At 63.1% G+C, this 22,852-nt stretch carries 22 protein-coding genes and 2 tRNA genes; 10 read left to right on the top strand and 14 right to left on the bottom strand.

Going from position 1 to position 22,852, the window contains the following annotated elements:
- Positions 1 to 52: 52 nt before the first annotated feature.
- Positions 53 to 1,231: a bifunctional 2-C-methyl-D-erythritol 4-phosphate cytidylyltransferase/2-C-methyl-D-erythritol 2,4-cyclodiphosphate synthase gene (locus tag AC07NV_RS20625; protein ID WP_495168258.1), complete on the top strand. Its 1,179-nt coding sequence runs from the start codon at positions 53 to 55 to the stop codon at positions 1,229 to 1,231.
- Between the two features lie 2 nt (positions 1,232 to 1,233).
- A complete protein-coding gene (locus AC07NV_RS20620; protein WP_495168257.1) occupies positions 1,234 to 1,791 on the top strand; it encodes a CinA family protein in 558 nt (185 codons plus the stop codon).
- Here AC07NV_RS20620 and AC07NV_RS20615 read toward each other — a convergent pair.
- Both AC07NV_RS20615 and lipA read right to left on the bottom strand, forming a co-directional pair.
- Positions 1,734 to 2,213, bottom strand: a complete 480-nt coding sequence (locus AC07NV_RS20615) for a type II toxin-antitoxin system RatA family toxin (RefSeq protein WP_495168256.1) — start codon at positions 2,211 to 2,213, stop codon at positions 1,734 to 1,736. The two genes, AC07NV_RS20620 and AC07NV_RS20615, sit on opposite strands and share 58 nt — an antisense overlap.
- A gap of 8 nt (positions 2,214 to 2,221) precedes the next feature.
- Positions 2,222 to 3,166: a lipoyl synthase gene (lipA, locus tag AC07NV_RS20610; RefSeq protein WP_495168255.1), complete on the bottom strand. Its 945-nt coding sequence runs from the start codon at positions 3,164 to 3,166 to the stop codon at positions 2,222 to 2,224.
- Positions 3,167 to 3,228: 62 nt separating this feature from the next.
- On the opposite strand from lipA, the gene AC07NV_RS20605 reads away from it, so the two are divergent.
- The 3 genes from AC07NV_RS20605 (at position 3,229) to AC07NV_RS20595 (ending at position 5,266) form a co-directional block, all read left to right on the top strand.
- Complete coding sequence (locus AC07NV_RS20605; RefSeq protein WP_495168254.1) at positions 3,229 to 3,867, top strand: carbonic anhydrase; 639 nt, start codon at positions 3,229 to 3,231, stop codon at positions 3,865 to 3,867.
- 13 nt (positions 3,868 to 3,880) lie between these two features.
- On the top strand, positions 3,881 to 4,465 hold the full coding sequence (locus AC07NV_RS20600; protein WP_495168253.1) for a hypothetical protein: 585 nt from the start codon (positions 3,881 to 3,883) through the stop codon (positions 4,463 to 4,465).
- Positions 4,466 to 4,564: 99 nt separating this feature from the next.
- On the top strand, positions 4,565 to 5,266 hold the full coding sequence (locus AC07NV_RS20595) for a DUF899 family protein (RefSeq protein ID WP_495168252.1): 702 nt from the start codon (positions 4,565 to 4,567) through the stop codon (positions 5,264 to 5,266).
- Here AC07NV_RS20595 and AC07NV_RS20590 read toward each other — a convergent pair.
- On the bottom strand, positions 5,263 to 5,712 hold the full coding sequence (locus AC07NV_RS20590; RefSeq protein WP_495168251.1) for a PaaI family thioesterase: 450 nt from the start codon (positions 5,710 to 5,712) through the stop codon (positions 5,263 to 5,265). The genes AC07NV_RS20595 and AC07NV_RS20590 overlap by 4 nt on opposite strands.
- 5 nt (positions 5,713 to 5,717) lie before the next feature.
- Positions 5,718 to 7,397 carry an energy-dependent translational throttle protein EttA gene (ettA, locus tag AC07NV_RS20585; RefSeq protein WP_495168250.1) on the bottom strand — a complete coding sequence of 560 codons (1,680 nt, stop codon included), beginning with the start codon at positions 7,395 to 7,397 and terminating at the stop codon, positions 5,718 to 5,720.
- A 139-nt stretch (positions 7,398 to 7,536) separates the two neighbouring features.
- Between ettA and AC07NV_RS20580 the strand changes: the two genes are divergently transcribed.
- The 3 genes from AC07NV_RS20580 (at position 7,537) to AC07NV_RS20570 (ending at position 9,622) form a co-directional block, all read left to right on the top strand.
- Positions 7,537 to 8,946: a M28 family peptidase gene (locus AC07NV_RS20580; protein ID WP_495168249.1), complete on the top strand. Its 1,410-nt coding sequence runs from the start codon at positions 7,537 to 7,539 to the stop codon at positions 8,944 to 8,946.
- Between the two features lie 157 nt (positions 8,947 to 9,103).
- Positions 9,104 to 9,529 (top strand): hypothetical protein, encoded by a 426-nt coding sequence (locus tag AC07NV_RS20575; RefSeq protein WP_495168248.1) that lies wholly within the window; start codon positions 9,104 to 9,106, stop codon positions 9,527 to 9,529.
- 16 nt (positions 9,530 to 9,545) lie between these two features.
- A tRNA-Pro gene (locus AC07NV_RS20570) sits at positions 9,546 to 9,622 on the top strand.
- Positions 9,623 to 9,664: 42 nt separating this feature from the next.
- Here AC07NV_RS20570 and AC07NV_RS20565 read toward each other — a convergent pair.
- The 4 genes from AC07NV_RS20565 to AC07NV_RS20550 form a co-directional block, all read right to left on the bottom strand.
- Positions 9,665 to 11,140: a M20 family peptidase gene (locus AC07NV_RS20565; protein WP_495168247.1), complete on the bottom strand. Its 1,476-nt coding sequence runs from the start codon at positions 11,138 to 11,140 to the stop codon at positions 9,665 to 9,667.
- Positions 11,141 to 11,210: 70 nt separating this feature from the next.
- Positions 11,211 to 11,286, bottom strand: a tRNA-Ile gene (locus tag AC07NV_RS20560).
- 66 nt (positions 11,287 to 11,352) lie between these two features.
- The gene (locus tag AC07NV_RS20555) at positions 11,353 to 12,366 is read right to left on the bottom strand and encodes a polysaccharide deacetylase family protein (RefSeq protein ID WP_495168246.1); all 1,014 of its coding nucleotides are present in this window, start codon (positions 12,364 to 12,366) and stop codon (positions 11,353 to 11,355) included.
- Between the two features lie 29 nt (positions 12,367 to 12,395).
- Positions 12,396 to 14,021: a histidine kinase dimerization/phospho-acceptor domain-containing protein gene (locus tag AC07NV_RS20550; protein ID WP_495168245.1), complete on the bottom strand. Its 1,626-nt coding sequence runs from the start codon at positions 14,019 to 14,021 to the stop codon at positions 12,396 to 12,398.
- Positions 14,022 to 14,220: 199 nt separating this feature from the next.
- Here AC07NV_RS20550 and AC07NV_RS20545 point away from each other — a divergent pair, with 199 nt between their 5' ends.
- Positions 14,221 to 14,694, top strand: coding sequence for an Lrp/AsnC family transcriptional regulator (locus AC07NV_RS20545; protein ID WP_192645538.1), 474 nt, complete (start codon positions 14,221 to 14,223; stop codon positions 14,692 to 14,694).
- Between the two features lie 72 nt (positions 14,695 to 14,766).
- Here the strand turns inward: AC07NV_RS20545 and AC07NV_RS20540 are convergent, their stop codons facing one another.
- On the bottom strand, positions 14,767 to 16,086 hold the full coding sequence (locus AC07NV_RS20540; protein WP_495168244.1) for a tetratricopeptide repeat protein: 1,320 nt from the start codon (positions 16,084 to 16,086) through the stop codon (positions 14,767 to 14,769).
- 189 nt (positions 16,087 to 16,275) lie between these two features.
- Positions 16,276 to 16,572 carry an Hpt domain-containing protein gene (locus AC07NV_RS20535; RefSeq protein ID WP_495168243.1) on the bottom strand — a complete coding sequence of 99 codons (297 nt, stop codon included), beginning with the start codon at positions 16,570 to 16,572 and terminating at the stop codon, positions 16,276 to 16,278.
- 215 nt (positions 16,573 to 16,787) lie between these two features.
- Between AC07NV_RS20535 and AC07NV_RS20530 the strand changes: the two genes are divergently transcribed.
- Complete coding sequence (locus tag AC07NV_RS20530) at positions 16,788 to 18,998, top strand: coiled-coil domain-containing protein (protein WP_495168242.1); 2,211 nt, start codon at positions 16,788 to 16,790, stop codon at positions 18,996 to 18,998.
- Between the two features lie 445 nt (positions 18,999 to 19,443).
- On the opposite strand, the gene AC07NV_RS20525 is transcribed toward AC07NV_RS20530, so the two are convergent.
- The 4 genes from AC07NV_RS20525 to AC07NV_RS20510 are packed head-to-tail and all read right to left on the bottom strand — an operon-like array spanning position 19,444 to position 22,845.
- Positions 19,444 to 19,704 carry a DUF1467 family protein gene (locus AC07NV_RS20525; RefSeq protein WP_495168241.1) on the bottom strand — a complete coding sequence of 87 codons (261 nt, stop codon included), beginning with the start codon at positions 19,702 to 19,704 and terminating at the stop codon, positions 19,444 to 19,446.
- A gap of 14 nt (positions 19,705 to 19,718) precedes the next feature.
- On the bottom strand, positions 19,719 to 21,353 hold the full coding sequence (locus AC07NV_RS20520) for a ribonuclease J (protein WP_495168240.1): 1,635 nt from the start codon (positions 21,351 to 21,353) through the stop codon (positions 19,719 to 19,721).
- A complete protein-coding gene (locus tag AC07NV_RS20515; protein ID WP_495168239.1) occupies positions 21,350 to 22,135 on the bottom strand; it encodes a type III pantothenate kinase in 786 nt (261 codons plus the stop codon). The genes AC07NV_RS20520 and AC07NV_RS20515 overlap by 4 nt, the downstream gene beginning before the upstream one ends.
- A 2-nt stretch (positions 22,136 to 22,137) precedes the next feature.
- Positions 22,138 to 22,845, bottom strand: a complete 708-nt coding sequence (locus tag AC07NV_RS20510) for a biotin--[acetyl-CoA-carboxylase] ligase (protein WP_495168282.1) — start codon at positions 22,843 to 22,845, stop codon at positions 22,138 to 22,140.
- Positions 22,846 to 22,852: the final 7 nt, after the last annotated feature.

Genomic DNA, 22,852 nt, shown 5'->3' with positions numbered 1-22,852 from the left:
TACACGCTAAGCGGCTTTCCCGCAAGCCGCGGCTGCGCTAACCGCGCGGACGATGATCGAGTCTGCCCCTCCTGTTTCGCCGCGCGTGGCGGTCGTCCTGCTCGCAGGCGGCCAAGGAACGCGTGCCGGCTTCGAGGTTCCGAAACAACTGGCGATGTTGGGCGAAAAGCCGGTGCTGCGCTGGAGCCTCGACAGTTTCGCCGCCCATCCCGCGATCGATGGCGGCGTGCTCGTGGCGAATGGTGACGTCGTGGCGGCGGTCGGCAGCTTTCCCGACGGCTGGATTGCGGCCGATCCGGGCACAGAGCGGCAGCAATCCGTCGCCAACGCGCTCGCGGTTCTCGTCGATCGGGGTGACGATACATTTGTGCTCGTTCATGACGCCGCGCGCCCTGGCGTGACAGCGGAGGTGATCGATCGCTTGATCGCCGCGCTGGCCACTGCCCAGGCGGTCATCCCGACATTGCCCGTTCCCGACACATTGGTCGAGCAAGCCGCCAACCTGGCAGGCGAAGTCGTCGACCGGAGCGCGCTGGCGCGGGTTCAGACGCCGCAGGCGTTTCATCTTGGCACATTGCGCCGCGCGCATGCCGAGGCAATCGAGGCCGCAGCCACCGACGATGCGCAGCTTGTCCGCCGGCTGGGCGTATCTGTCGCGACCGTGGCGGGCGATGCGCGCCTCCACAAACTGACATATGCCGAGGATATGCCCATCCTGTCCGGGCTTTTGGGGATCGGGACGATGACACGAACCGCAGTGGGCATGGGATATGATGTCCATCGACTTGTGACCGACAAGCCGCTGTGGATCGGCGGGATAGAAATCGCGCATAGTCATGGACTTGAAGGTCATAGCGATGCCGATGTCGGGCTTCACGCCCTCACCGATGCGATCCTCGGCGCGCTGGGCGATGGCGACATCGGCGACCATTTTCCGCCGACCGATCCCCAATGGCGCGGCGCCGCTTCGCACCGCTTTCTGGGTTTTGCGGCCGACCGCGTGTCGGCACGACAAGGGCGTATCGACCATGTTGACCTTACCATCATCGCCGAAGCGCCAAAAATCGGCCCGCACCGTGCGGCCATCCGGGCGCGTATTGCCGAAATCCTTGCGATTCCGGTCGAGCGGGTTAGTGTGAAGGCCACTACCACAGAGCGGCTGGGCTTCACCGGCCGTCGCGAGGGAATCGCTGCCCAGGCCGTCGCGACCATACAACTTCCGGAGAATTGATCGTGCTGCCTGACAATGAATCGCGCCTCGCCGCGCGCGACGATCTTGCGACGAGCGTGCTCGCTAACAACCGTGCCGCGGGTCGCAAGGTCGCGGTCGCCGAAAGCTGCACCGGCGGCATGGTCAGCGCCGCGCTCACCGATATTGCCGGCAGCTCCGATGTCTTTTCGGCCGGCTTCATCACCTATTCGGGGCATGCGAAGCAGTCCCAGCTCGATGTCAGCAGCGAAATCCTCGAGACCTTTGGCGAAGTGTCGCTGGCAACGGCGTGGGCGATGGCGGCGGGTGCTTTGGCGAACAGCGACGCCGACGTCGCGGTCGCGATAACCGGCATTGCGGGTCCGGGTGGCGGATCGGAGAAAAAACCGGTCGGCCAGGTCGTGTTCGCGCGCGCGTTGCGCGCGCAGAATTCCGACGATTATTTCACCCAGCGTGTCCAGTTCGAGTCGACCGACCGTGCGGCGATCCGCCATCATGCGACCCTGTTCGCGCTCGACCTGCTTCAGCCCGACAAGGACGAACTGCGTCCGTCGGAAGACATCGCGCTCCCGGCTCCGTAAAGTTCGTCGGCGCGTGTTTCGAACGCGGTGATCATCTTGCGCAGCGCCTTGTCGAACATCTGCCCGGCAAGCGTTTCGAACATCCGGCTGCGGAACGAGAAATCGACGAGGAAGTCGACGCGGCATCCGCCGCCTTCCACCGGTTGGAACTGCCATTCATTGTTGAGATGCTTCATCGGCCCGTCGATATAGCTGACGGTGACCTGGCGCGGCTGTTCTTTGTGGACGCGGCAGGAAAAACTCTCGCGCAGCCCCTTGAAGCCGACGATCATGTCGGCAACGGTTTCATGCTCGCTATCGCCGCGAAGGCGCAGCGCGATAACCCATGGCAAAAACTCGGGATAGCGCTCGATATCGGTCACGAGCGCGAACATCTGCTCGTCGCTGTACGGGAGGACCCGGGTTTCGTGGTGCCTTGGCAAAGTGGCCGTCAGCCTGCCTTGCGTGCCAGCTTGGCTTCGCGCGCCGCGCGCATCCGCTCGAAATCGTCACCGGCGTGATAGCTCGACCGGGTCAACGGCGATGAGGCGACCTGCAAAAAGCCCTTGGCACGCGCGATTTGCGCATAGGCGTCGAACGCCTGCGGCGTCACGAAGTCGATAACCTTGGCGTGCTTCGGCGTCGGCTGGAGATACTGGCCCATCGTCATGAAATCGATGTCGGCGCTGCGCATATCGTCCATCACCTGATGAACTTCCATCCGTTCCTCGCCGAGGCCGAGCATGACGCCCGATTTGGTGAAGATCGACGGATCGCGGCGTTTCACGCTTTCGAGCAGGCGCAGCGACGCATAATAGCGCGCACCGGGGCGGATCGTCGGATAGAGCCGCGGCACGGTTTCGAGGTTGTGGTTGTAAACGTCGGGCCGCGCATCGACGATGGCGGCAATCGCGCTTTCGGGCTTGTTGCGGAAATCGGGCGTCAAGATTTCGATCGTCGTTTGCGGCGTTTCGCGGCGCAACGCCTGAATGACTTTCACGAACTGGCTGGCCCCGCCATCGGGCAAATCGTCGCGGTCAACCGAAGTGATGACGATATGGCTCAGCCCCATCTTCGCCGCGGCGATCGCGGTGTGTTCAGGCTCGAGCAGATCGACGGCGCGCGGCATTCCGGTTTTGACATTGCAGAAAGCACAGGCGCGCGTGCAGGTGTCGCCAAGTATCATCACCGTCGCATGCTTTTTCGTCCAGCATTCGCCGATGTTCGGGCAAGCCGCTTCTTCGCAGACCGTGTTGAGATTCAGCTCGCGCATCAGCTTGCGCGTTTCCGCATAACCGGGGCTGGTCGGCGCCTTGACGCGAATCCAGTCGGGCTTGCGCTGGCGCTGGCTGGGAGTCGTTTCGGACTGGGGGGCGGGTGAGGCTGGAGCGTTCATGGCGCTCACATAGTCGTGCACGCGCCTCTTCTCAACCTCTCTACCTATGCTAAGGCGCGTCCATGACTCACTTTGCAGATATGATTGAGGGTTACCGGCGTTTCCGTAGCGGCGGTTGGCAACAGCAGCGCGAACGCTGGGAACAACTGGCGGAAGGGCAGTCGCCCAAGGTGATGATCATCGCCTGCTCCGACAGCCGATCCGAACCGTCGCAGATTTTCGACACCAATCCGGGCGAAATTTTCGTCGTACGCAATGTCGCGGCATTGGTGCCACCGTTCGAGACGACGCCCGGACGTCACGGCGTCTCTGCCGCGCTCGAATTCGCGGTGCAATTTCTTCACGTCGAGGAAATCGTCGTGATGGGCCACGGCCTGTGCGGCGGTTGCCACGCCGCGCTCCACCGGTCGATGGTCGGCGCCGAGCCGGGCCGCGGCGGGTTTATCGCGGACTGGATCGCGATGCTCGACGACGCCAGCGAGCAGGTTCGCGGCGACTATGCCGATATCGACAACCGCGAAGCCGGCCGTGCGATGGAACTCGCAGCGGTTCGCGTAAGCCTTGACAATCTCAGAACTTTTCCCTGCATTCAGGAAAAGGAACGGCGCGGAACCTTGCGGCTGCGCGGCGCATTCTTCGCAATCAGCGATGGTGTGCTGCACTTATTGGACGAAGCGACGGGAGAATTTCTGCCCGCCTGAACAGGAGAGCGTTATGAGCAAGAACACGATGTGGCTGACCCTCATTTTTGTGGCGGCCATCATTGGCGCCTTTCTGGGGCCGTCGCTCGCCAGCGTCCTGTCGCCCGGTAGCTTGCTCATCCTCTCGGTCCTGCTGATCGGCGGTATCGTCGTCTTTTGCATCTGGGCGCTGTCGAGCAACAAGGGCGGCGCCAAGGCCGACACCGCCGCGATCGCCGACGCGCGAACGATGCGGGCGCCCGAAGGCAAGGCCCGCATCTATGTAACCCGCCGGGGCTTCGTCGCGGCGCTACAGGGCATGGACATAAGCCTTGGCGGCACAGCAAAAGGCCAGATCAAATCGGGCCAGATGTTGATGGCCGATGTCGCACCGGGCACTTACCAACTCCATGTCGCGACCGCGAAGGCCAAACTCGCCCGCCCGGCCGAACTGGAAATCGACGTTGGCGCGGGCGCTGTCGTCGTCATCGACGCGATGATCGAAATGGGCGCCCTGAAAGGCGGCGTGAAGCTGACACAGCTCGATGCCGCAAAAGCACGTGAAAATGTTCACGCGACCAAGTTGATCCTGTGGGAAGTCCCGCCTGCCGTCGCTTGAGCCTGCCTACGCGACGAAATGAGCCGCACCTGCGGGCAGCCGTGAAACGCTTCTGCAACAATGGCGTTAATGGCACGTTCTCCCAAAAAGGAGAATTGGATGGCCCTTCGCCAAACCCTGTCGGCTGCGCCGGCGCTTGCTTCCCGTCGTCGTGCCTTCCCCGGCGAAGATGAATCTTACACCAAGGCCCGCAAATCGCTTCTCGCCGAGGAAATCGACCTGCGGCGGCGGATCACGCGTGTCGCCGAGCAGCGGCGTCAGCTGCCGCCGGGACCACTGATGAAGGATTATCGGTTCAAGGACGCGAATGGCACCGAACTGAGGCTCGCCGACCTGTTTGGCGATCATGATACGCTGGTCAGCTATTTCTGGATGTACGGCCCCGAGCGCGAACGCCCCTGCCCGATGTGCACCAACTGGCTTGGGGCGGTGAACGGCAACGCAAATGACATCAAGCAGCGGGTCGCACTCAAGATAATCGGCCGCAGTCCCGTCGTGCGCCAAAACGCCTTCGCGCAGGAGCGTGGCTGGCAGGCGCTCGATTTCGTCCAGACAATCGACGACAATTATATGCGGGATTTCGCGCTGCTCAATGCCGATGCGAGCGAAAATCCGGCGCTGGCGGTCTTCAAGCGGAACGGTAGCGGTATCCGGCTGTTCTGGAAGAGCGAGATGACCGCCAGCATGGCCGATCCGGGCCAGGACCCGCGCGACGCCCCCGATATCGCCGCGCTCTGGAATATCCTCGACCTCACCCCGGGCGGGCGCGGGATCGACTGGTATCCGTCGCTCGAATATTAAGGGATGGCGTAGGTCACATTCGCCTGCCCGACCGGCTTGTCGGCATCATCGGTCCAGATCCGGATGTCCATCACCGCAAGCCGCTTGCCCAGGCGCAGCATATGCGCGTCGGCGAACAGCGGGCCGGGCCGGCACGGGCGCAGGAACTGGTAGTTGAGCGCGCTCGTTACCGCCATCGCGACGGGTCCGATATGCGCGAGGACGAGCGCATAGGCGGCCATATCGGCAAAGCCCATTTGCGTCGGGCCGGAAATCAGGCCACCCGGACGCAGCGCATTCTCGTTCGGATCCAGCTGCGCCTGAATATGGCCCGGCCTTGTCGAAACGACATGGCCCCGCGACCCGGGGGGCGAATGGGGGAAGGCCTCCGCCATGAACGCATTGAGCGCATCCGCATCCAAGCGGATCGCGTTCGACGAAATTGGCGGCTGCCCTTCCCCCGTCATATCGGTCAGCGCGTCAGCTTCTTGTACGAGGTCGCATGCGGACGCGTCGCATCGTCGCCGAGGCGGCGGATCTTGTCCTCTTCATAGGATTCGAAATTGCCTTCGAACCATTCGACATGGCTGTCGCCCTCGAACGCCAGGATATGCGTCGCGAGGCGATCGAGGAAGAAGCGATCGTGGCTGATGACCACGGCGCAGCCCGCGAAATTTTCGAGCGCTTCTTCGAGCGCGGCGAGCGTTTCGGTGTCGAGATCGTTGGTTGGTTCGTCGAGCAGCAGGACGTTTCCGCCCTGCTTCAGCATCTTGGCCATATGCACGCGGTTGCGTTCGCCGCCCGAGAGCTGGCCGACCTTCTTCTGCTGGTCGACGCCCTTGAAGTTGAAGGCGCCGACATAGGCGCGCGTCTGCATTTCGTGCTTGCCGATGTTCATCATTTCGGCGCCGCCTGAAATTTCCTGCCAGACATTATTGTCAGGTTTCAGGTCATCGCGGCTCTGGTCGACGAAACCCAAATGGACGGTCTCGCCGATCGTCACCTTGCCGCTGTCAGGGGTTTCCTGGCCGGTGATCAGTTTGAACAGGGTCGATTTACCCGCGCCGTTGGGACCGATGACCCCGACGATCCCGCCCGGCGGGAGCGAGAAGGACAGATTTTCAAAGAGCAATTTGTCGCCAAAGGCCTTCGAGATATTCTCGACCTCGATCACCTTGCCGCCGAGGCGCTGGGGAACCTGGATGACGATCTGTGCCTTGCCCGGGATGCGCTTTTCCTGCGCCTCGACCAGCTGGTCGAAGCTTTTGATACGCGCTTTCGATTTGGCCTGACGGGCCTTCGGCGACTGCCGGATCCACTCGAGTTCGTCCTTGATCGCCTTCTGGCGACCGGCATCCTCGCGCGATTCCTGTTCGAGGCGCTTGCCCTTCTTTTCGAGGTAGGTCGAATAATTGCCTTCGTAGACAAAATAGCGGCCGCGATCGAGTTCGAGGATCCAGTTCACGACATTGTCGAGGAAGTAGCGGTCGTGGGTGACGAGGATGACGTTGCCTGGATAGTCGACCAGATGCTTTTCAAGCCACGCGACGCTTTCGGCATCGAGGTGGTTGGTCGGTTCGTCGAGCAGCAGGATCGAGGGCTTTTCGAGCAACAGGCGGGTGAGCGCGATGCGGCGCTTTTCACCGCCTGAGAGGCTTTCAACGCTCGCGTCGCCCGGCGGGCAGCGGAGAGCCTCCATCGCGATTTCGAGCTGGTTGTCGAGCGTCCAGCCGTCGACGGCGTCGATCTTTTCCTGAAGCGTGCCCATTTCCTCCATGAGCGCCTCGAAATCGGCATCTTCGGGCGGATCGGCCATCAACGTGCTGATCTCGTTGAAACGATCCATCATGTCGGCAACGCCGCGGACGCCGTCCATGACGTTTTCCTTGACCGTCTTGGTCGGATCAAGGAGCGGTTCCTGCGCAAGGTAGCCGACGGTGATGCCGTCGCCCGCCCAGGCTTCGCCCGTGAATTCCTTGTCGATTCCCGCCATGATCTTCATCAGCGTCGATTTACCCGTGCCGTTGGGGCCGACGATGCCGATCTTGGCATCGGGATAGAATTGCAGGCTCAGATCCTTCAGCGTCGGCTTTTGCGCGCCGGGGTAGGTCTTGTTCAGACCCTTCATCACGAAACTATATTGGGCGGCCATGGATATGCTCCGGTATGGGCTGGGCCGCGCGCGCGGCCGGGAGAGATGTTGCGCGCCGGTTAGCGAATGGGCGAGGGCTTGGCAATGATCGGGGCAATCGACGCTTGCCGCAGGCAGCGGCTCCTCTAGGATCGCGGATATGAAAATCATCGGTCGCACCGCTCGCCTCGTCACCATGTCCGTCGCTGCCATCGCCAGCTCCGCGGCTGCCGTGCCCTCCGAACCCACAGCGGTGGAGCTGGCACAGCGCAGTCAGGACCTCGCCTGGCGGATCGTCGAAGACCTCACCACTGAAATCGGACCACGGCAGGCGGCAACCGAAGCCGAAGCCGCAGCGCGAATCTGGGCCGTCCGGCGGCTTCAGGAAATGGCATTCCAGAACGTCCGCGAAGAAAAATTCCAGATGCCGACCTGGATTCGTGGTGAGGAGCAGGCATCGTTGACCGGCCCCTTTCACCCCCAGAAGCTGGCGATCGCGGCGCTGGGTAACAGCGCATCGACGGGCCCGAAGGGAATAGAGGGTGATATTGCATATTTCGCCAGCTTCGATGCATTGCAGGCCGCGCCCGATGGGGCGGTCAAAGGCAAGATCGTCTTCATCGATCACAAAATGACGCCAACGCAGGACGGCAGCGGGTACGGCACTCATGGCCGTGGCCGCTTCACCGGCCCCAATATCGCGGCGAAAAAAGGTGCGATGGCGATCGTCATCCGCTCGATCGGAACCGACAATCATCGAAACCCGCATACCGGAGTAACCAATTTCGAGCCCGGGGTGAAACCGATTCCCGCAGGGGCGCTGTCAAATCCCGACGCCGACCAGCTCGTTCGCCAATGGGACCGTGCACAGGCGATGCGACCATCGGGCGGTGATGGCGGCGTTCCCGAAGCGCTGCGGATGAAATTGCTCCTCACCCCGCGCAATATGGGGCAGCAGACGTCGGGCAACGTCATTGCCGAAGTTCCCGGTAGCGACCCGGCCGCCAGTCCGGTGATTGTTGCGTGTCATCTCGATAGCTGGGACCTTGGTACCGGGGCGATCGACGACGCAGCGGGTTGCGGAATCATCACCGCGGCCGCCAAATATGTGATGATGAAAGGCCAGCCACGGCGGACAATCCGCATCCTGTGGGCGGGGGCCGAGGAAGTCGGAGTATTCGGCGGCAAGGCCTATTTCGATGCGCACGGGAATGAAAGGCATGCCGTCGCGCTGGAATCGGACTTCGGCGCCGATCGCGTCTGGCGTATCGATTTCAAACTGCCCGACAGCGCCAAAGCCTTGTCCGACCGGATCGCCGCCGCGGTGATGCCCTTTGGTGTCGTGCGCGGTAAGCAGCCCGCCGGCGGTGGCGCCGATATCGGCGCGCTGGTTCAAGCCGGTGTCCCGGCCATCGACCTGGCCCAGGACGGCACACGCTATTTCGACCTGCATCACACGCCGGACGACACGCTCGACAAGATCGATCCTGTCCAATTGCGACAGAATGTGGTGGTTTGGACGGCGGTTCTGGCGATTCTCGCCAACAGCGAGGTTAGTGAGCTTCCGTAAGTGTTACGGAGAAATGACAGATTTCCGCGGGCGCTGACCATCTCAATTATTTTTGTTGACGATTCATGCGGAACGGCTAAATCCCGCCGCTCGCGGAACGGGAAAGTTTCCCCGACGCGTTAAGGCATTTTAGGGAGCCCAGACATCATGAAGAAATTTGCTGCTATCGCCGTTGCTGCCAGCATGTTCGCCCTCGCCGCTTGCGGTGAAAAGGCGGCTGAAGAAGCCACCACGGAAGCTCCGGCTGCTGAAGCTGTTGCTGAAGAAGGCGCCGACGCCGCCGCTGCTGGCGCTGAAGCCGCTGCTGCTGGTGCAGACGCTGCTGCCGCTGGTGCCGAAGCTGCTGCTCCGGCCGACGCTGCTGCAACCGCTGCTGCTCCGGCTGATGCCGCTGCTGCTCCGGCTGCAGACGCCAAGGCTGCTGCTGCTCCGGCAGAAGCAAAGAAGTAAGTCACAGCCCCTCGGGGCATTGACTGAAACGAGAAACGGGCGGTCTTCCTTCGGGAAGGCCGCCTTTTTCTTTGCCTGTCTTTTTCGTCAAAGGCGCATCGGCGGGATAGACTTGCGCCCCCGCCCTGTCTAAGGCGCGGAGCAGTAGTCGGGGAGTAGCGCAGCCCGGTAGCGCGCCTGCTTTGGGAGCAGGATGTCGCAGGTTCGAATCCTGTCTCCCCGACCACTAACTTCCCGAATCAGCTGGTTCGGGATTATCCGACCCAAGCTATCCGGCCGACGTTGCGATCAGGCGCGCGTAAAAGTCGATCATCCGCTTGAAGCTATCAATCGTCATATGCTCGTTGGTGCCATGGATCATCGCGGTTTCCTTGAGCGTGAAGTGCATTGGCATGAAGCGGTAAACGTCCTGCGAAATCGGCTCCATGCTGCGGCTGTCGGTTGCCCCGACGACCAGATAGGGCGCAACGACGGCATCGGGCGCATCGGCGCGCGCGGCGGCTACAACATATTTCCACCCCTGCGAACTGCTCGACGAGACGCGTGACGGTTCGTTCGGCGGCTTGACCCAGCTAAGTTCGACGGGCGCACCGCCAACCGCAGCCTTCGCCCGCGCCATGACGTCGGCCGAGCTGTTCCACGGCGCGATACGATAGTTGATCAGCGCAGTGGCCGATTGCGGCAGCACATTCTCCTTGGGGCTTCCTTGCAGCATCGTCGGGGCGATGGTCGTGTGGAAAGCTGCGGCGGACGAGGGCGATGCCGATAGCTGCTTTTTCAGCACCGAACCGAGCAGCCACTGGTTCGCGACCGCCAGCTTCGTCGTCCCGCCCTTGTGCGCGGCTAGCGCCTCGACCATCGCCGCCCCGGGACCGCGCATTTCGATCGGGAACGGGCTATCGGTGATGGCAAGCACCGCGCGCGCCAGCGTGGTCACACCGGTTTCGGCGGGTGGCATCGAGCTATGCCCGCCGGGGGCGTTGGCTGTGACCTTGAGCGTCGCATAGCCCTTTTCGGCAACCCCGATCAGGATCGCCGGCCCGTTGATCACCGGGGTATCGCGCAGCACCACGCTGCCTTCGTCGAGCGTATATAGGGCGCGCACGCCCTGCGCCTTCAATTTGGCAGCGGCCGCGACGGCGCCCGAACCGCCCGCTTCCTCGTCATGCCCCGACACCAGGTAGATGCCGCGCTTGGGCTGGAACCCATTTGCGGCCAGCGCCTCGATCGCCTCGAACAGGCCGATCAGCGAGCCCTTGTCGTCGACAGTGCCGCGCCCCCACACTGCCTTTTCAGCGATCGTCCCGGCAAAGGGCGGGTATTTCCAGTCGCCTTCGGTTCCTTCAGTCACCGGCACAACGTCCTGATGCGCCATGACGATGATCGGCGCGAGCGATGCGTCGCTGCCAGGCCAATGATAGATGAGCGTACGGTTCGGCAGAATGGCGCGCGTCATCGCGCGGTGCGTGGCTGGATAGGTCGCCGCGAGCCAGCTATGCAGCCGATCCCATTCGGCGACATCATTCTCCGCCGGATCCTGATGCGAGATCGTCTTGATCTGCGTCGCGGCGCTCAGATGCGCAACGGCAGCGTCCAGATCATAGATTGGCGCCGCAGCGAGCCGGATGTCGCTACCGTCGGCAATATCTTTTGGCGCAAAGGTGACGGTCCGTACCGCCACAGTTCCCGCCACAACTGCTATAATCGCAAGCCCCCCGATCAAGATCGTCCGCCGCTTCCCCATGTCCCTCTCCTTCTTCTGGAGCAGTGGACCGCTATCGGTTTCGATTTGCAAGGGAAATGCTTTGGGAAAATGGTGGGCCCGGCAGGACTCGAACCCGCAACCTAGCCGTTATGAGCGGCCAGCTCTAACCGTTGAGCTACAGGCCCCCCTTTTATCCCGGTGGGGTGTGCGGGCGATAGCGGAGGCTGCGGCGCATTGGCAAGCGCCAACGCTCAGCCGACTGTCCTGCTTTCGGCCATCGCCAATATCTGTGCCGCGGTTATCGCTTCGACGCCGCGGCGGGCCAAATGTCCCAGCACCACGTCCCACCACCGATAAAAGAGGGCGAGATCGGCATCGCTGCGGACATAGGGCGTATTGCCGGGTTGCAGGGACGGCGAATGAAAGGAAAAATTGAGCACGGGCAAGCGCTGCTCGATCGCGATATCGATTGCCTTGCACGCCCGCTCGGCCGGAATACCTTCAGGCGTGAGCGCGATCCGTTCGGCAAGACCGAGCCGTGCGAGCGCCGCGTGACTGTTCGACGAAGTACGGTGATAGAGCCAGCCTCCTGCGCGCCCGAACAGCCCGCCAAAGACCGTCGTGACGGGCATTTCGAGTACCGCGCCGTGCACCGTGTCAACCCACCATGGATGCAGCGGCGCGGCGCGATAATCGGGGCCATGGCCCCCGCGATAATCGAAGCCCGAGCGAACCGATGTGTCGCAGCGGAATCCCAGCTCGGCGAGCATCCCCGCCGTGTCCGGGCCCAAACCATAGCGCCCGGCGCGATAGACGGTCGGCGCGGAACCAAAACGATCGCGAATCGCATCGCGCAGCGCCGTCATTTTTGCGCGTTGCAGATCGATGGGAAGGTTGCCCGTGTAGCTGTTGCACGCGCTCACATCCTCGTCGTGCGGCGGGTTTACCCATGGATGAAGCTGTGCCCCGACCTCGCAAAGGTCCGCATCCTGCGCCGCACCCAGAATCGCAACGGCGCGGTCGTCGGCGACGATCGGCCAGTCGACGAGATAGATGGGCCTCACGCCGGCGCGTTCGAAATAGCTCTGGCATTCGGCGAGCGCGGGGACCGACGCCAGGCCAAAACCGGTGCGCGCAAAGGGCGCCGTCCAGTCAAAATCCTCTTCGGTATCGATGGTGACCCAGAAGCGCGGATGCTCGCCCGCTTCAAGTTCGATCAGCTCCGACGCCGCCGGATATGCAAAGAAATTGCCCGCAGGCTGCACATGCTCCCCTTCGCCCCGGCCCGTATGGCCTATTCGCCTTGCTGGGCTTCCAGCTCGACTTCAGCCTTCGAGTTGGCGGAGGGCAGGTGCAAGGTCAAGGCGTTATGCCCGATATCGAGCCGTCCGCCGGTGCCGCGCGCGAGGCTGTCGACAAGACGCAGCGAAAAGCCGAGGCTGAGCACCGCGGCGCCGGGCGCTTCGCCTTCGGGGCTGAAACCCGGGTCGAGCAGATCCGCGGCGGTCGCAAAGCGGATAGTCGCGGGGCGGACGATGCGCAATTGCAGCATGTCGTCGTGCCGCGACTCGGTAACCAGCTGTCCCACCAAGATGGCGCCCGGCTCCGACACATCGACGAGCGCGGTCAACAAGCGGCCGATCATCCGCCGGACATTGGCATCGCTGACGAGGCCCATGAACGGTCCGCCGACGCGCGAGATGCTGAGGTCGACGCGCTGATCGGCGAGCAACGCGGCGAGGTCGCTTTCGACCTGCGTCACGACCGCGCCGATGTCGACAACCTCGTCCGTCGCCTCGTTCGCACCGGCAGGCCCGTTCCGCGCCGCGGTTTCCAGATCGTCAATGATCGCCTGAACCGAAGCGGCGTCGGCGACGATCGTTTCGGCCATAGAGCGATAGCTGTGGCTGACGGGCCCGAACATCTGTCCCGAGATAATCTGCGCGAAACCGGAAATGGCATTCAGCGGGCTGCGAAGCTCGTGAATCAGCTGGCGGATCGAGTCGCCCGAATCTTCAGCCACCGGTCGGCCGTACGGCATTTCATTGCGCTGCGGCCGGCGGGCGCTCGCGCGATAACCGCGAAACTGTCCGGTTGCCGGATCGAACCAGGGTAGCGCGGAAAAACGCCATTCACCGGCCTCGGCGGGCATACCTTCCAGCAACATGCGGGCGTTGATGATCTCGGCGCGCTGGCGAAACGCGCCGGCGGCGACGCCATCGGTGCCGGGTTCGCCGCCAAAGGCTGCCTCGGCGATCGAGAGGCCGATCACCGCGCCGCGGGTCACACCATCGACCCAATGGATCACGCCGTCGGGATTGGTCTCGAACAGGAAGGCGGCGCGCGGCGTGCGCGAGGCGACCGGCTGGCTGCGGGCAGACTGATATTTGTCGATCCGCCGGACAAGTTCGCTGATCTGGCTCGGGCCGCCCTCCGGGGCGACCTCGTGCACCTCTTCCCGAGGCGCGAACGCGTCCTCTTCAGCGGCCATTTCTTCGATCACCGCTTCGGGCTGAGGCAAGGCAACCGATGCACTGCCAAGGCTTGCAAGCGCGCGATAGACACCGCGCGGCAAATCGGTCCGCCCCGCCAGCACCGATCGCGCCATCGCGCTGGTCGCAGGCAGCAGTGCCAGCCAGTCGGTTTCGGCGAGCCGCGCGTCACGCAGCATGATGGCCGAGACCGCCGGAACATCGTTGGCGTACAACGCGACCAGCGGGGCGAAACGGCCGTGGCGGGCGATCGCCCGCGCGCAGTCACGGCGGACGGATTCGGGGACCCGTGGCCGCAACACGGCCAACGCATGCAGACTGCGGCGAATATCGTCGTCACCCAGTTGATTGCCGCGCTGCGCCAGAATATCGGAGAGTTGCCGCCACGCTGTAATGCTCGCACGGCGGTCCGCAGGCGCTTGGCGCAAGATGGTCGCAATCATCGAGTCAGCAGTCACGCGAAGTCAGCCCCACACCCTCAGTCGTTGGTTACCGTATGCTTACCGGCTAGCGTGAATCATCCGGTCATGAAAGTGCCTTAACCTTCCACGTCGCATTGTGGGACAATTGCAATCGCCTGAAATATTATTATGGTCATCGCAGCTTTGGAAAACGGATGTTTCAATGATGGCGAGTCAGAAATTCGATCAGATTGATTTGCAGATACTGGGCGAACTGCAAAAAAACGGGCGGATGACGAATGTCGAACTGGCACAGATGGTGGGGCTAACAGCCCCTCCCTGCCTGCGCCGGGTGCGGGCGCTCGAAGAATCGGGGGTCATCCGATCCTATCATGCCGATCTCGACGCCGCGAAGCTCGGCTATGGCATTACCGTCTTTGCAATGGTCAGCCTGCGCAGCCAGGCCGAATCCGACCTGAAAGCGTTCGAGGATTATGTCGGCGGACTCGCCGAGGTCCGCGAATGCTATATGCTCAACGGCGAGATCGACTTTTTGCTGAAGGTGGTCGCACGCGACCTGCAAAGCTTCCAATCGTTCCTGACTGCGCACCTCACCTCCGCACCGAACGTCACCAGCGTGAAAACGTCGCTGACGATTCGCACCGCCAAGCAGCTGGCAGGAATTCCCGTCGAGCCCTGAGAATTCGGGCCAGACATAAGAAAGGGCGCCATCCTGAACGGATGACGCCCTTTTCTCGTATGCGAGGGATGATCAGTTGGTCGCGGGAGCCGCCGGGGCGGCCGCCGGAGCCGCTGCGGGCGTATCCAGCTTGACCACCCAGAGGTCGGCCAACCGCTTGCGGGGGCCGGTCACCAGGGCAAAGCTAGCCTTGGCGGCGGCCTTGTCGCCCGACAACGCCTGGGCGACACCGAGCCGGTACGTCCACATATCCTTGTCCGCTGCGCCCTTGGCCGCTGCCTGATAGAGCGGAATCGCTTCGGCGTAGTGGCCATAGCCGACCAGCGCATCGCCGGTCGCGCCCGCCGTCTTGGGGTTGGTCAGCGTCGAAGGCTGCTTGGCATATGCCACGATGGTCGATGCTTCATTGCCTGCACGCGCCTTCTGATCATCGCGGCGGGGCTGCAGCTTCGCGTCGGTATTGGTGAATACCCCCTTCCGCTCGCCTTCTACAATGACCGCGACGGCTTCGCCCGGCAGACCGTCGCTGGCCGCAAGAGCGCTATATTCGTCATACTCAAGGCGTTCCGTCATGGCGCCTGCCGCACGCATCAGGCGCATAACATCGAGCGTGACAGATTCCTGTTCTTTCGGTGTCCCCACATTCGGGGCGGCCTGAAGAACAGAGAACAAAGTCTGACGCCAGACCGTCGGCACACTGAAGTCGCGCAAACGCAAAGTCATCAGGCTGAGCATTTCGTCGTTCCGCTTGGCGGCCTGCAGAGCCTTGATCGGACGGACATAAAGCTCATCCGACGGACGCTGCCCGGCCGCACGGCTGGCCTCGATGCCGGCCTTGGCGATCGTGATGCCCTGATCGATCTGCCCCGAGCTCAAATAGCTATCCATCAGCAGCACCGGCACATTGGGCTCGGTCGAACCCGCCGCGCGCGCGGCTTCCAGCCGCTTGATCGCCTTCGGATAATCCTTCGCCGCATAAGCAAAGTTGCCCGAGAAGAAGCTGTAGACGGCGAGATTTTCCGGCGGCGTCAGCCCCGAATCCAGCATCACGTCGAGTCCCTGCCCCTGCGCGGCCTGATCCTTGTTCAGAATGCCGAGCTGAAGCTGGTAAAAACCGATGAGATATTTGTCGTCGGGCGAGGTTGCACTCGCCTGCCCCTCGGCCAAAGCCGCCTGCAACGTCGCGGCGTCCTTCGCGGCACTCGCATCGGTCATTTTCTTGAGCGCAGGACCGAATGCCTTGCTGGCGGACAGGCCTTTGCCCTTGGCCGCTTCTTCCTTTTTCGGCTTTTCTTTCTTCTGGGCGGCAGCCGGAGCCGCGGTCGCCATCAGCGCGCAGCCCAGCACGGCAGCCATCGCCGTTGCGGGCATCGAGCGAAAACGGTTGAACATTGAAATCTCTCCTCTGAACTCGGCCGCCTTCCCCTACGCATACAGGTTCGGCCGCGCGTCACAAACGCGGCTAAACCCGTCGCGTTGCCAAGGCAAGACAGCCGGTATCGATATTTGATTGGAAGAAAGCGGCTGAACCGGAATTGAACCCGGGTTACCGCCATGCCCGCGGGTCGGCGGTGGGTCCGGTCAGGCGATGTTGTCGATGGCCTGGTTGATCTGACGCAACACGGCTGGATCGCCCGGCGCACCGGCCATCGCCTCCTCGGCCAGCTCGATCAGCGGGATAATGCCAAAGGTCGCCGAGAGTCCCTTCAAACGAAGCGCCGCCATCTCCCAGTTCGCGTCGCATCGTGCGCGGCGCATCAGATCGGCAAGCTCGCGCGCGCCGCCGGTAAAGGCGCCGCGCAGATCCATCGCCATCGCCGGATCGTCACCGAACGCAGCGCTGAGATAACGGTCGAGGGGGCCACTGTCGAAAGACATTCCACAGGATTGGCAGCTTGTGGTTAAGTTTCCGTTTCATGGCGGCCATTTGATGCTAAGATGTCGGGATGACGGGGGAAAAAAAAATCGTTGGATTGTGGCGGGATTCCGCGGAAATCCAGGCAACCGACAGCGTAGCACCGGCAGAGGTGGCTGCGCCTGAAACTGTGCTTGCGCCCGGCAGCGAGGCGCCTGCTGAACGGAATTGGCTCGACATGTCCTCACTCGCTCCGGGAGAGATCGACGAAGCGCCGCATGCCCCGTCCACAGGGAACCGCCGGATCGCACCGGCCCTGCTCCTTCTTCTCGCGGTCGGCTGGACCGGATTTGCACTGACGGTCGCGACCGATGGCTTTGCGCGTGGCCCCGCCCTGACCGATTGGCCCGGGCTGGTCGCGACAATCGCGATGCCGCTAACGCTGTTGGCGGTGCTGTGGATGGCCTTGCTGCGTTCGGGCCGGTCCGAACAGGCGCGCTTTGCCCGTGTTGCGACGGCGCTTCGCGAAGAGAATATGGCTTTGAACCAGTCGATGCATTCGTTGGGGCTGCATCTCGCCGATGCGCAAAAGCAACTCGGCGAGCAGGCGAGGACCGTCCAGCAGCTCGGCCTCGATGCCGTAATGCGGCTCAATGAGAGCAGCGACAAGCTCGCTGGCAACGCATCGATCATTGCCAATGCCCACGATCAGCTCGCGCGGTCCGGCGATGTCGCATTGCAGCGAATGGACGGGCTTCTCGCCGGCCTGCCACGCATCGACGATGTCGCGCAACGGCTGGCGGTCAATTTCCGCGAAGCCGGGCTCGTCGCGCATCAGCAGGGCGCAAATCTCGAAGCCAGGCTCGCAGCCCTCGGTGAGGAAGCGGCGAAGGCGGCCCAGGCCGGAACCGAATCAACCGCGACCATGCTCGAAGCCATCGTCGCGTTGCAGGAACAGACGAAGGAAACTGAATCGGAGCTGCTCGCGGCCTCCACCCAGGTCGCCGGCGCGCAGAAAGCCGCGCTTGCCGATATGACCAGCGCTGCCGCGTCGGCACGCGACGACATGGCGTTGACCGTCGCGGCCATGACGGGCCAGATGGGCGACAGCTGGCGGCAGTTTCGCGAAGGCGTCGATGCCGCCGCGGCCCAGATGGACTCGAAACTGGCTGCTGCACGCGATGCGGGCGACGCCATGGGCGCACAGCTCGCGGAGCATGCCGATGCCAGCGATGCGCTTGCCTCGCGAATCACCGCGCACGTCACCGAGGTCGGCGAGCAACTTGAGGTTCTCGACGTCAGCGTGAGCGCGAGCACCGGGGTCATCGGCCGCGCGATCAACGACACCAAGGCGCAGCTTGGCGCCTTCATGCAGGAAGTGCAGACGGGCAACGCTTCGGCGCACCAGCTCATCACCCATGCCGAATCGCTGTTGCTGGCACTCGACGCTGTGACGCGCGAACTCGACGAAACGCTCCCGCATGCGCTCGACCGCATCACCCTGCACGGCAAGACGACGCAGACCGCGCTGGCGCAGCTCCGCCCGATGCTCGATGCCTCCGAACTGGTTGCGCAGTCGACGATGTCGCACGTCAACGCTGTCCAGACGACGCTCAAATCGAACGAAGAGCAAATGACCGGTCATGCGGCAAGCCAGCAGGCGCTGGTCGATCGCATCAATACGTCGCTTGCCGACGCCGAGGCGGCACTTACCAAACTGCGCGACGGCGCCGACGAATTTGCCGAGCAGGGCGGCGCCCGCATGATTGCGACGTTGGGCGAAGTTCGAGCGACCGCAGACTCCGCCGCTGACGAGGCGCGCCTCACGCTCGAGACGCTGGTGTCGGGCGCGCGCGATGCAATGCGAGCGACCGCGACCGGTGCAATCGACTCCGCCTTCAAGAACGAGATCATGGCGCAATTGAACGCGATCGAGGACGCCTCGGCGCGTGCGGTCGCCGCCGCCAATGGTGCCGCAGATAGGCTGATGCGTCAGCTGATCACGATCATGGACACCAGCGCGAGCGTCGAGCAGCGCGTGAGTGAAGCCGAACAGGCCATCGCTGCGTCGGATCGCGATTCGCTCGCTAAGCAGGTTGGGCTGCTCACCGAGGCGCTGAAATCGACGGCGATCGACGTCACCAAGATCCTGTCGAGCGAAGTCAGCGACACCGCGTGGGACGCATATCTGAAGGGCGACCGCGGCGTGTTCGCGCGGCGCGCGGTCAAACTGGTCGAAAATAGCGAGGCCAAGGAAATCCTGCGCCTCTACCAGGCCGACGATGGTTTCCACGCTTCGGTAAATCAGTTCATCCACGACTTCGAGGCAATGCTGCGCCTGCTCATCGGCGCACGCGACGGATCGGCGATCAGCGTCACCCTGCTGTCGTCGGATATCGGCAAGCTGTATGTCGCGCTGGCGCAGGCGATCGATCGGTTGAGGGGGTAGGCGGCGTTTGAAATAACGGATTGCTAGGGCGGCTTTCGACCGATTGCGGGCCTTCCTTTCTCGTTATCCCGGACTTGATCCGGGATGACGAATGCGTCTTATGACCGATAATTGCCGCACCCCGGCGAAGGCCGGGGTCGAGAGCCTATTACAGCGACGCTAGCGGTCCGACGCACTGGACCCCGGCCTTCGCCGAGGTACGGGACGACCGCTTCCCACCCCTAAACTGGCACCGCCTTCAAATAGGCCTTTCCTACATTATCCTGCTGTGTCAGCCTTCATTTCGGCTCTTTCATTTGGTAGATAATGGCGTTCGCTGCCCCGCTTGCGGATGCAGCCATGGTGGGGGGGGGATCAGGCGCGTCCAGCCCGCCGCGAGGCCCAAATCGGGCGATGCAGAGGGCTGAACTTTCCTGAACTTTGGAATATTACCGCACCAGTGGGGTTAGGTCCGCCCGCTCAGCACGTCGGGGTCGGCCCAGCCGTTCACATAAGCGATGTAATAGAGAGCGAAAGTGATCGTCGCGGCGATCGTCATCTGCAACAGGATGCGCTTGGGGCGAACGACTGCGGGTGCGCCGGGTTCTTGTCCCCGCACCAGCGGCGTTGCGTCATCGCTGGACCGTCGTCCATGGAAGGGCAGCACAAAAAAGGCGCTGAACGCCCAGAACAGCAGATAGATGGCGAGCGCCGAGGTCCATTTCATTTTCGATTATCCGTTCAGATCTGGACAAGCATGACATCAACGACAGGCTTTTTTCCCGTCCAGTCGGTTGCGACACGCCGCACGCTGAGCCGGATGGCCTCGCGCATTTTCTCCTGCTCCTTGGTGGGAGCGGTCGCGGCTTTCCCGGCGGCTTCGCGCATCTCGTCGATGAAGATTTCGCGCTCATCCTCGACCGGGACGCCCCGATAGCTCACGGCGGCCTCGGCAAAGCGCTTGCCGGTAAAGATGACGGCAACGGTGATGTGACCGTTCAGCGCGAGCTTGCGCCGTTCGTTGATCGTCTCGCCATCGGCGGGCAGGATCACGTCGCCGTCGAGGATCAGGCGGCCCGAATGAACGCGCTCGATGATCTTCGCAGGTCCGGGCGCCAAGCGGACGAGGTCACCATTCTCCTGGATCAGGGCATCCGGCACGCCGCGTTCGAGCGCAAAACGCGCCTGTTCGTGCATGTGGCGGATCTCGCCATGCACGGGCACGACAAGCTTGGGCCGCAGCCAGCCGTAAAGCGCAGCCAGTTCGGGCTGCCCGGGATGGCCGCTGACATGGATATGCGCCTGCTTCTCGGTAACCGTCAGCACATCCTTTGCCGCGAGCTGGTTCATGATCCGCCCGATTGCGACCTCGTTGCCCGGGATTTGCTTCGACGAGAAAACGACCGTATCGCCCGCTTCGAGCTTGATCTGGTGGCCATCGGCGGCCATGCGCGCCAGCGCGGCACGGGGTTCGCCCTGCCCCCCGGTCGCGATCACCATGACCTTGTTCCGCGGAAGCCGCATTGCTTCGTCGAAATCGACCGTCGGCGGAAAATCCTTGAGGTAACCGACCGAGCGCGCGACGCCGAGAATCCGGTCGAGCGAGCGACCTGCGACGCACAGGGTGCGCCCCGTCGCCTTCGCGACTTCGCCAAGCGTCTTCAGCCGCGCGGCGTTGGAGGCGAAGGTCGTGACGATCACCCTTCCCTTTGCCGCGCCGACAGCAGTCAACAGGCCATCGAACAGCCCGCCTTCGCTGCCCGACGCCTCGGGATTGAATGCGTTGGTCGAATCGCCGACCAGCACATCGATCCCTTCGTCACCAAGCGCCGTGAGCGCCGCCGCCGACGACGGGGTTCCCAGTACCGGATCGTCGTCGAGCTTCCAGTCGCCGGTGTGAAACACGCGGCCATAGGGAGTGTCGATCACGGCCGCACTCATCTCGAGGATCGAGTGCGCGAGCGGCAGGAAACGGATACCGAACGGGCCGAGCTGGAACTTGGCGTCGATATCGACGACATGAACCTTGACCTGCTTTTCCAATCCCTCCTCGATCAGCTTGCCGGCGATCAGCCCCGCGGTGAAACGGTTGGCATAGAGCGGCACGCCCAGTTCGGCGGCGAGGTAGGGCAACGCACCGATATGATCCTCGTGCCCGTGGGTCAGCACGATACCGAGCAGATCCTTCTTGCGGTCCTCGATAAATTCGAGGTCGGGCATGATGATGTCGATGCCGGGATAGTCATGCGTGCCAAAGGTCACGCCGAGATCGAGCATGATCCATTTGCCGTCGCAGCCATAAAGATTGGCGTTCATGCCGATCTCGCCCGATCCGCCGAGCGCGAGGAAGAGCAACTCCTTGCCGGGAACGGTCATGCGTTTGCACTCCGTTGGTTATAGAGGTGCATCAGGCCGTTCAGCGTCAGATCGGGCTCGATCCGGTCGAACAGATGCGCTTGTTCCTGAAAAAGCGTCGCGAGGCCGCCCGTCGCGATGACGGTGAGAGGTTTGCCGATTTCGGATTTCATACGCCCTATTAGGCCTTCCATCATGGATACATAGCCCCAATAGACGCCGATCAGCATCTGGCTTTCGGTGGTACGCCCGATAACGCTGTTCGTTGCCGGCGCTTCGATCGCGATACGCGGCAGCTTGGCGGCGGCGGCGACGAGCGCTTCGAGCGAGAGATTGACGCCCGGCGCGATGATGCCGCCCAGATAGGCGCCGTCGGGGCCGATATGGTCGAGCGTCGTCGCGGTGCCGAAGCTGATGACGAGCTTGTCCTTGCCCGGCTCGACCGCCTGCGCCGAAATGGCGTTGACCGCGCGGTCGGCGCCGACCGACTGCGGCTCGTCGACTTTCAGCGCAATGCCCCACGTCACCGGCGCACGGCCCGCGACCAGCGCGTCGACGCCGAAATATTTGACCGCAAGCAGCTGAAGATTGTGGAGCGCACGCGGCACGACGGTCGAAATGATCACCGCTTCGACACCGGTACGGTCGTGCCCCTCGATCCGCATCAGCTGGTCGAGCCATACCATATATTCGTCGGCGGTCCGGCGGTCGTCGGTCGCGATGCGCCAGCGCGCCAGCAGTTCGGTATCCCGGAACAGCGCGAATTTGGCATTGGTGTTGCCGACATCGATCGCGAGCAGCACGGTCAATTTCCTTCCGTCACGGGGCGTTGCAGTTCGACATCGCCCGCGTGGATCAGCATGACCTCTCCCCCGTCGCGGCGCAAGCGCAGCGCCCCGTCGGGTGCGAGGCCGTCGAATGTTCCATCGATCCCCTGCTCGGACACGCGCAGCGGCGTCCCGATCGGGTGCGCCTGCGCCGTCCAGGCGGCCGTGATCCGGTCGATCCCTTCGTGCCGCCACGTCCACAGCGCATCGGTCAACGCGATCGCCAGCACTTCAGCAAAGCGATCACGGTCGATGACCACGCCCTTGTCGGCAAAACAGACGGTTGGGCGATCGGGCAATTCGGGTGCCGAGATCAGATTGACCCCCATGCCGATGACGATGCTGTCGCCTGCGCGTTCGAGCAGGATGCCGGTGCATTTGACGCCCTCGATCAGCAGGTCGTTCGGCCATTTCAGCCGGGCGTCGACACCGGGCGCCAGCGTCGCGACGGCTTTCGCCAGCGCGACGCCGGCGACGAGCGACAGGCCCGCCGGCGACGGATCGCCCGCGGTCAGGTGCACCACCGTCGACCCCATGAAATTGCCGTACCCGTCGCCCCACGCGCGGCCCAGCCGCCCGCGCCCGGCGGTCTGGCGGTCGGCGACCAGCCAATGCCCCTCACCGACATGCTCGCCGCCTGCCAGCCGCGCCAGCAGGTCGGCGTTGGTCGAACCTGTCTGCGCGATCCGCTCT

The sequence above is a fragment of the Sphingopyxis sp. GW821-FHT10B01 genome (assembly GCF_059415685.1).
Note: the sequence above shows the minus strand (reverse complement) of the source record. Positions and strands in the feature narration are given on the sequence as shown.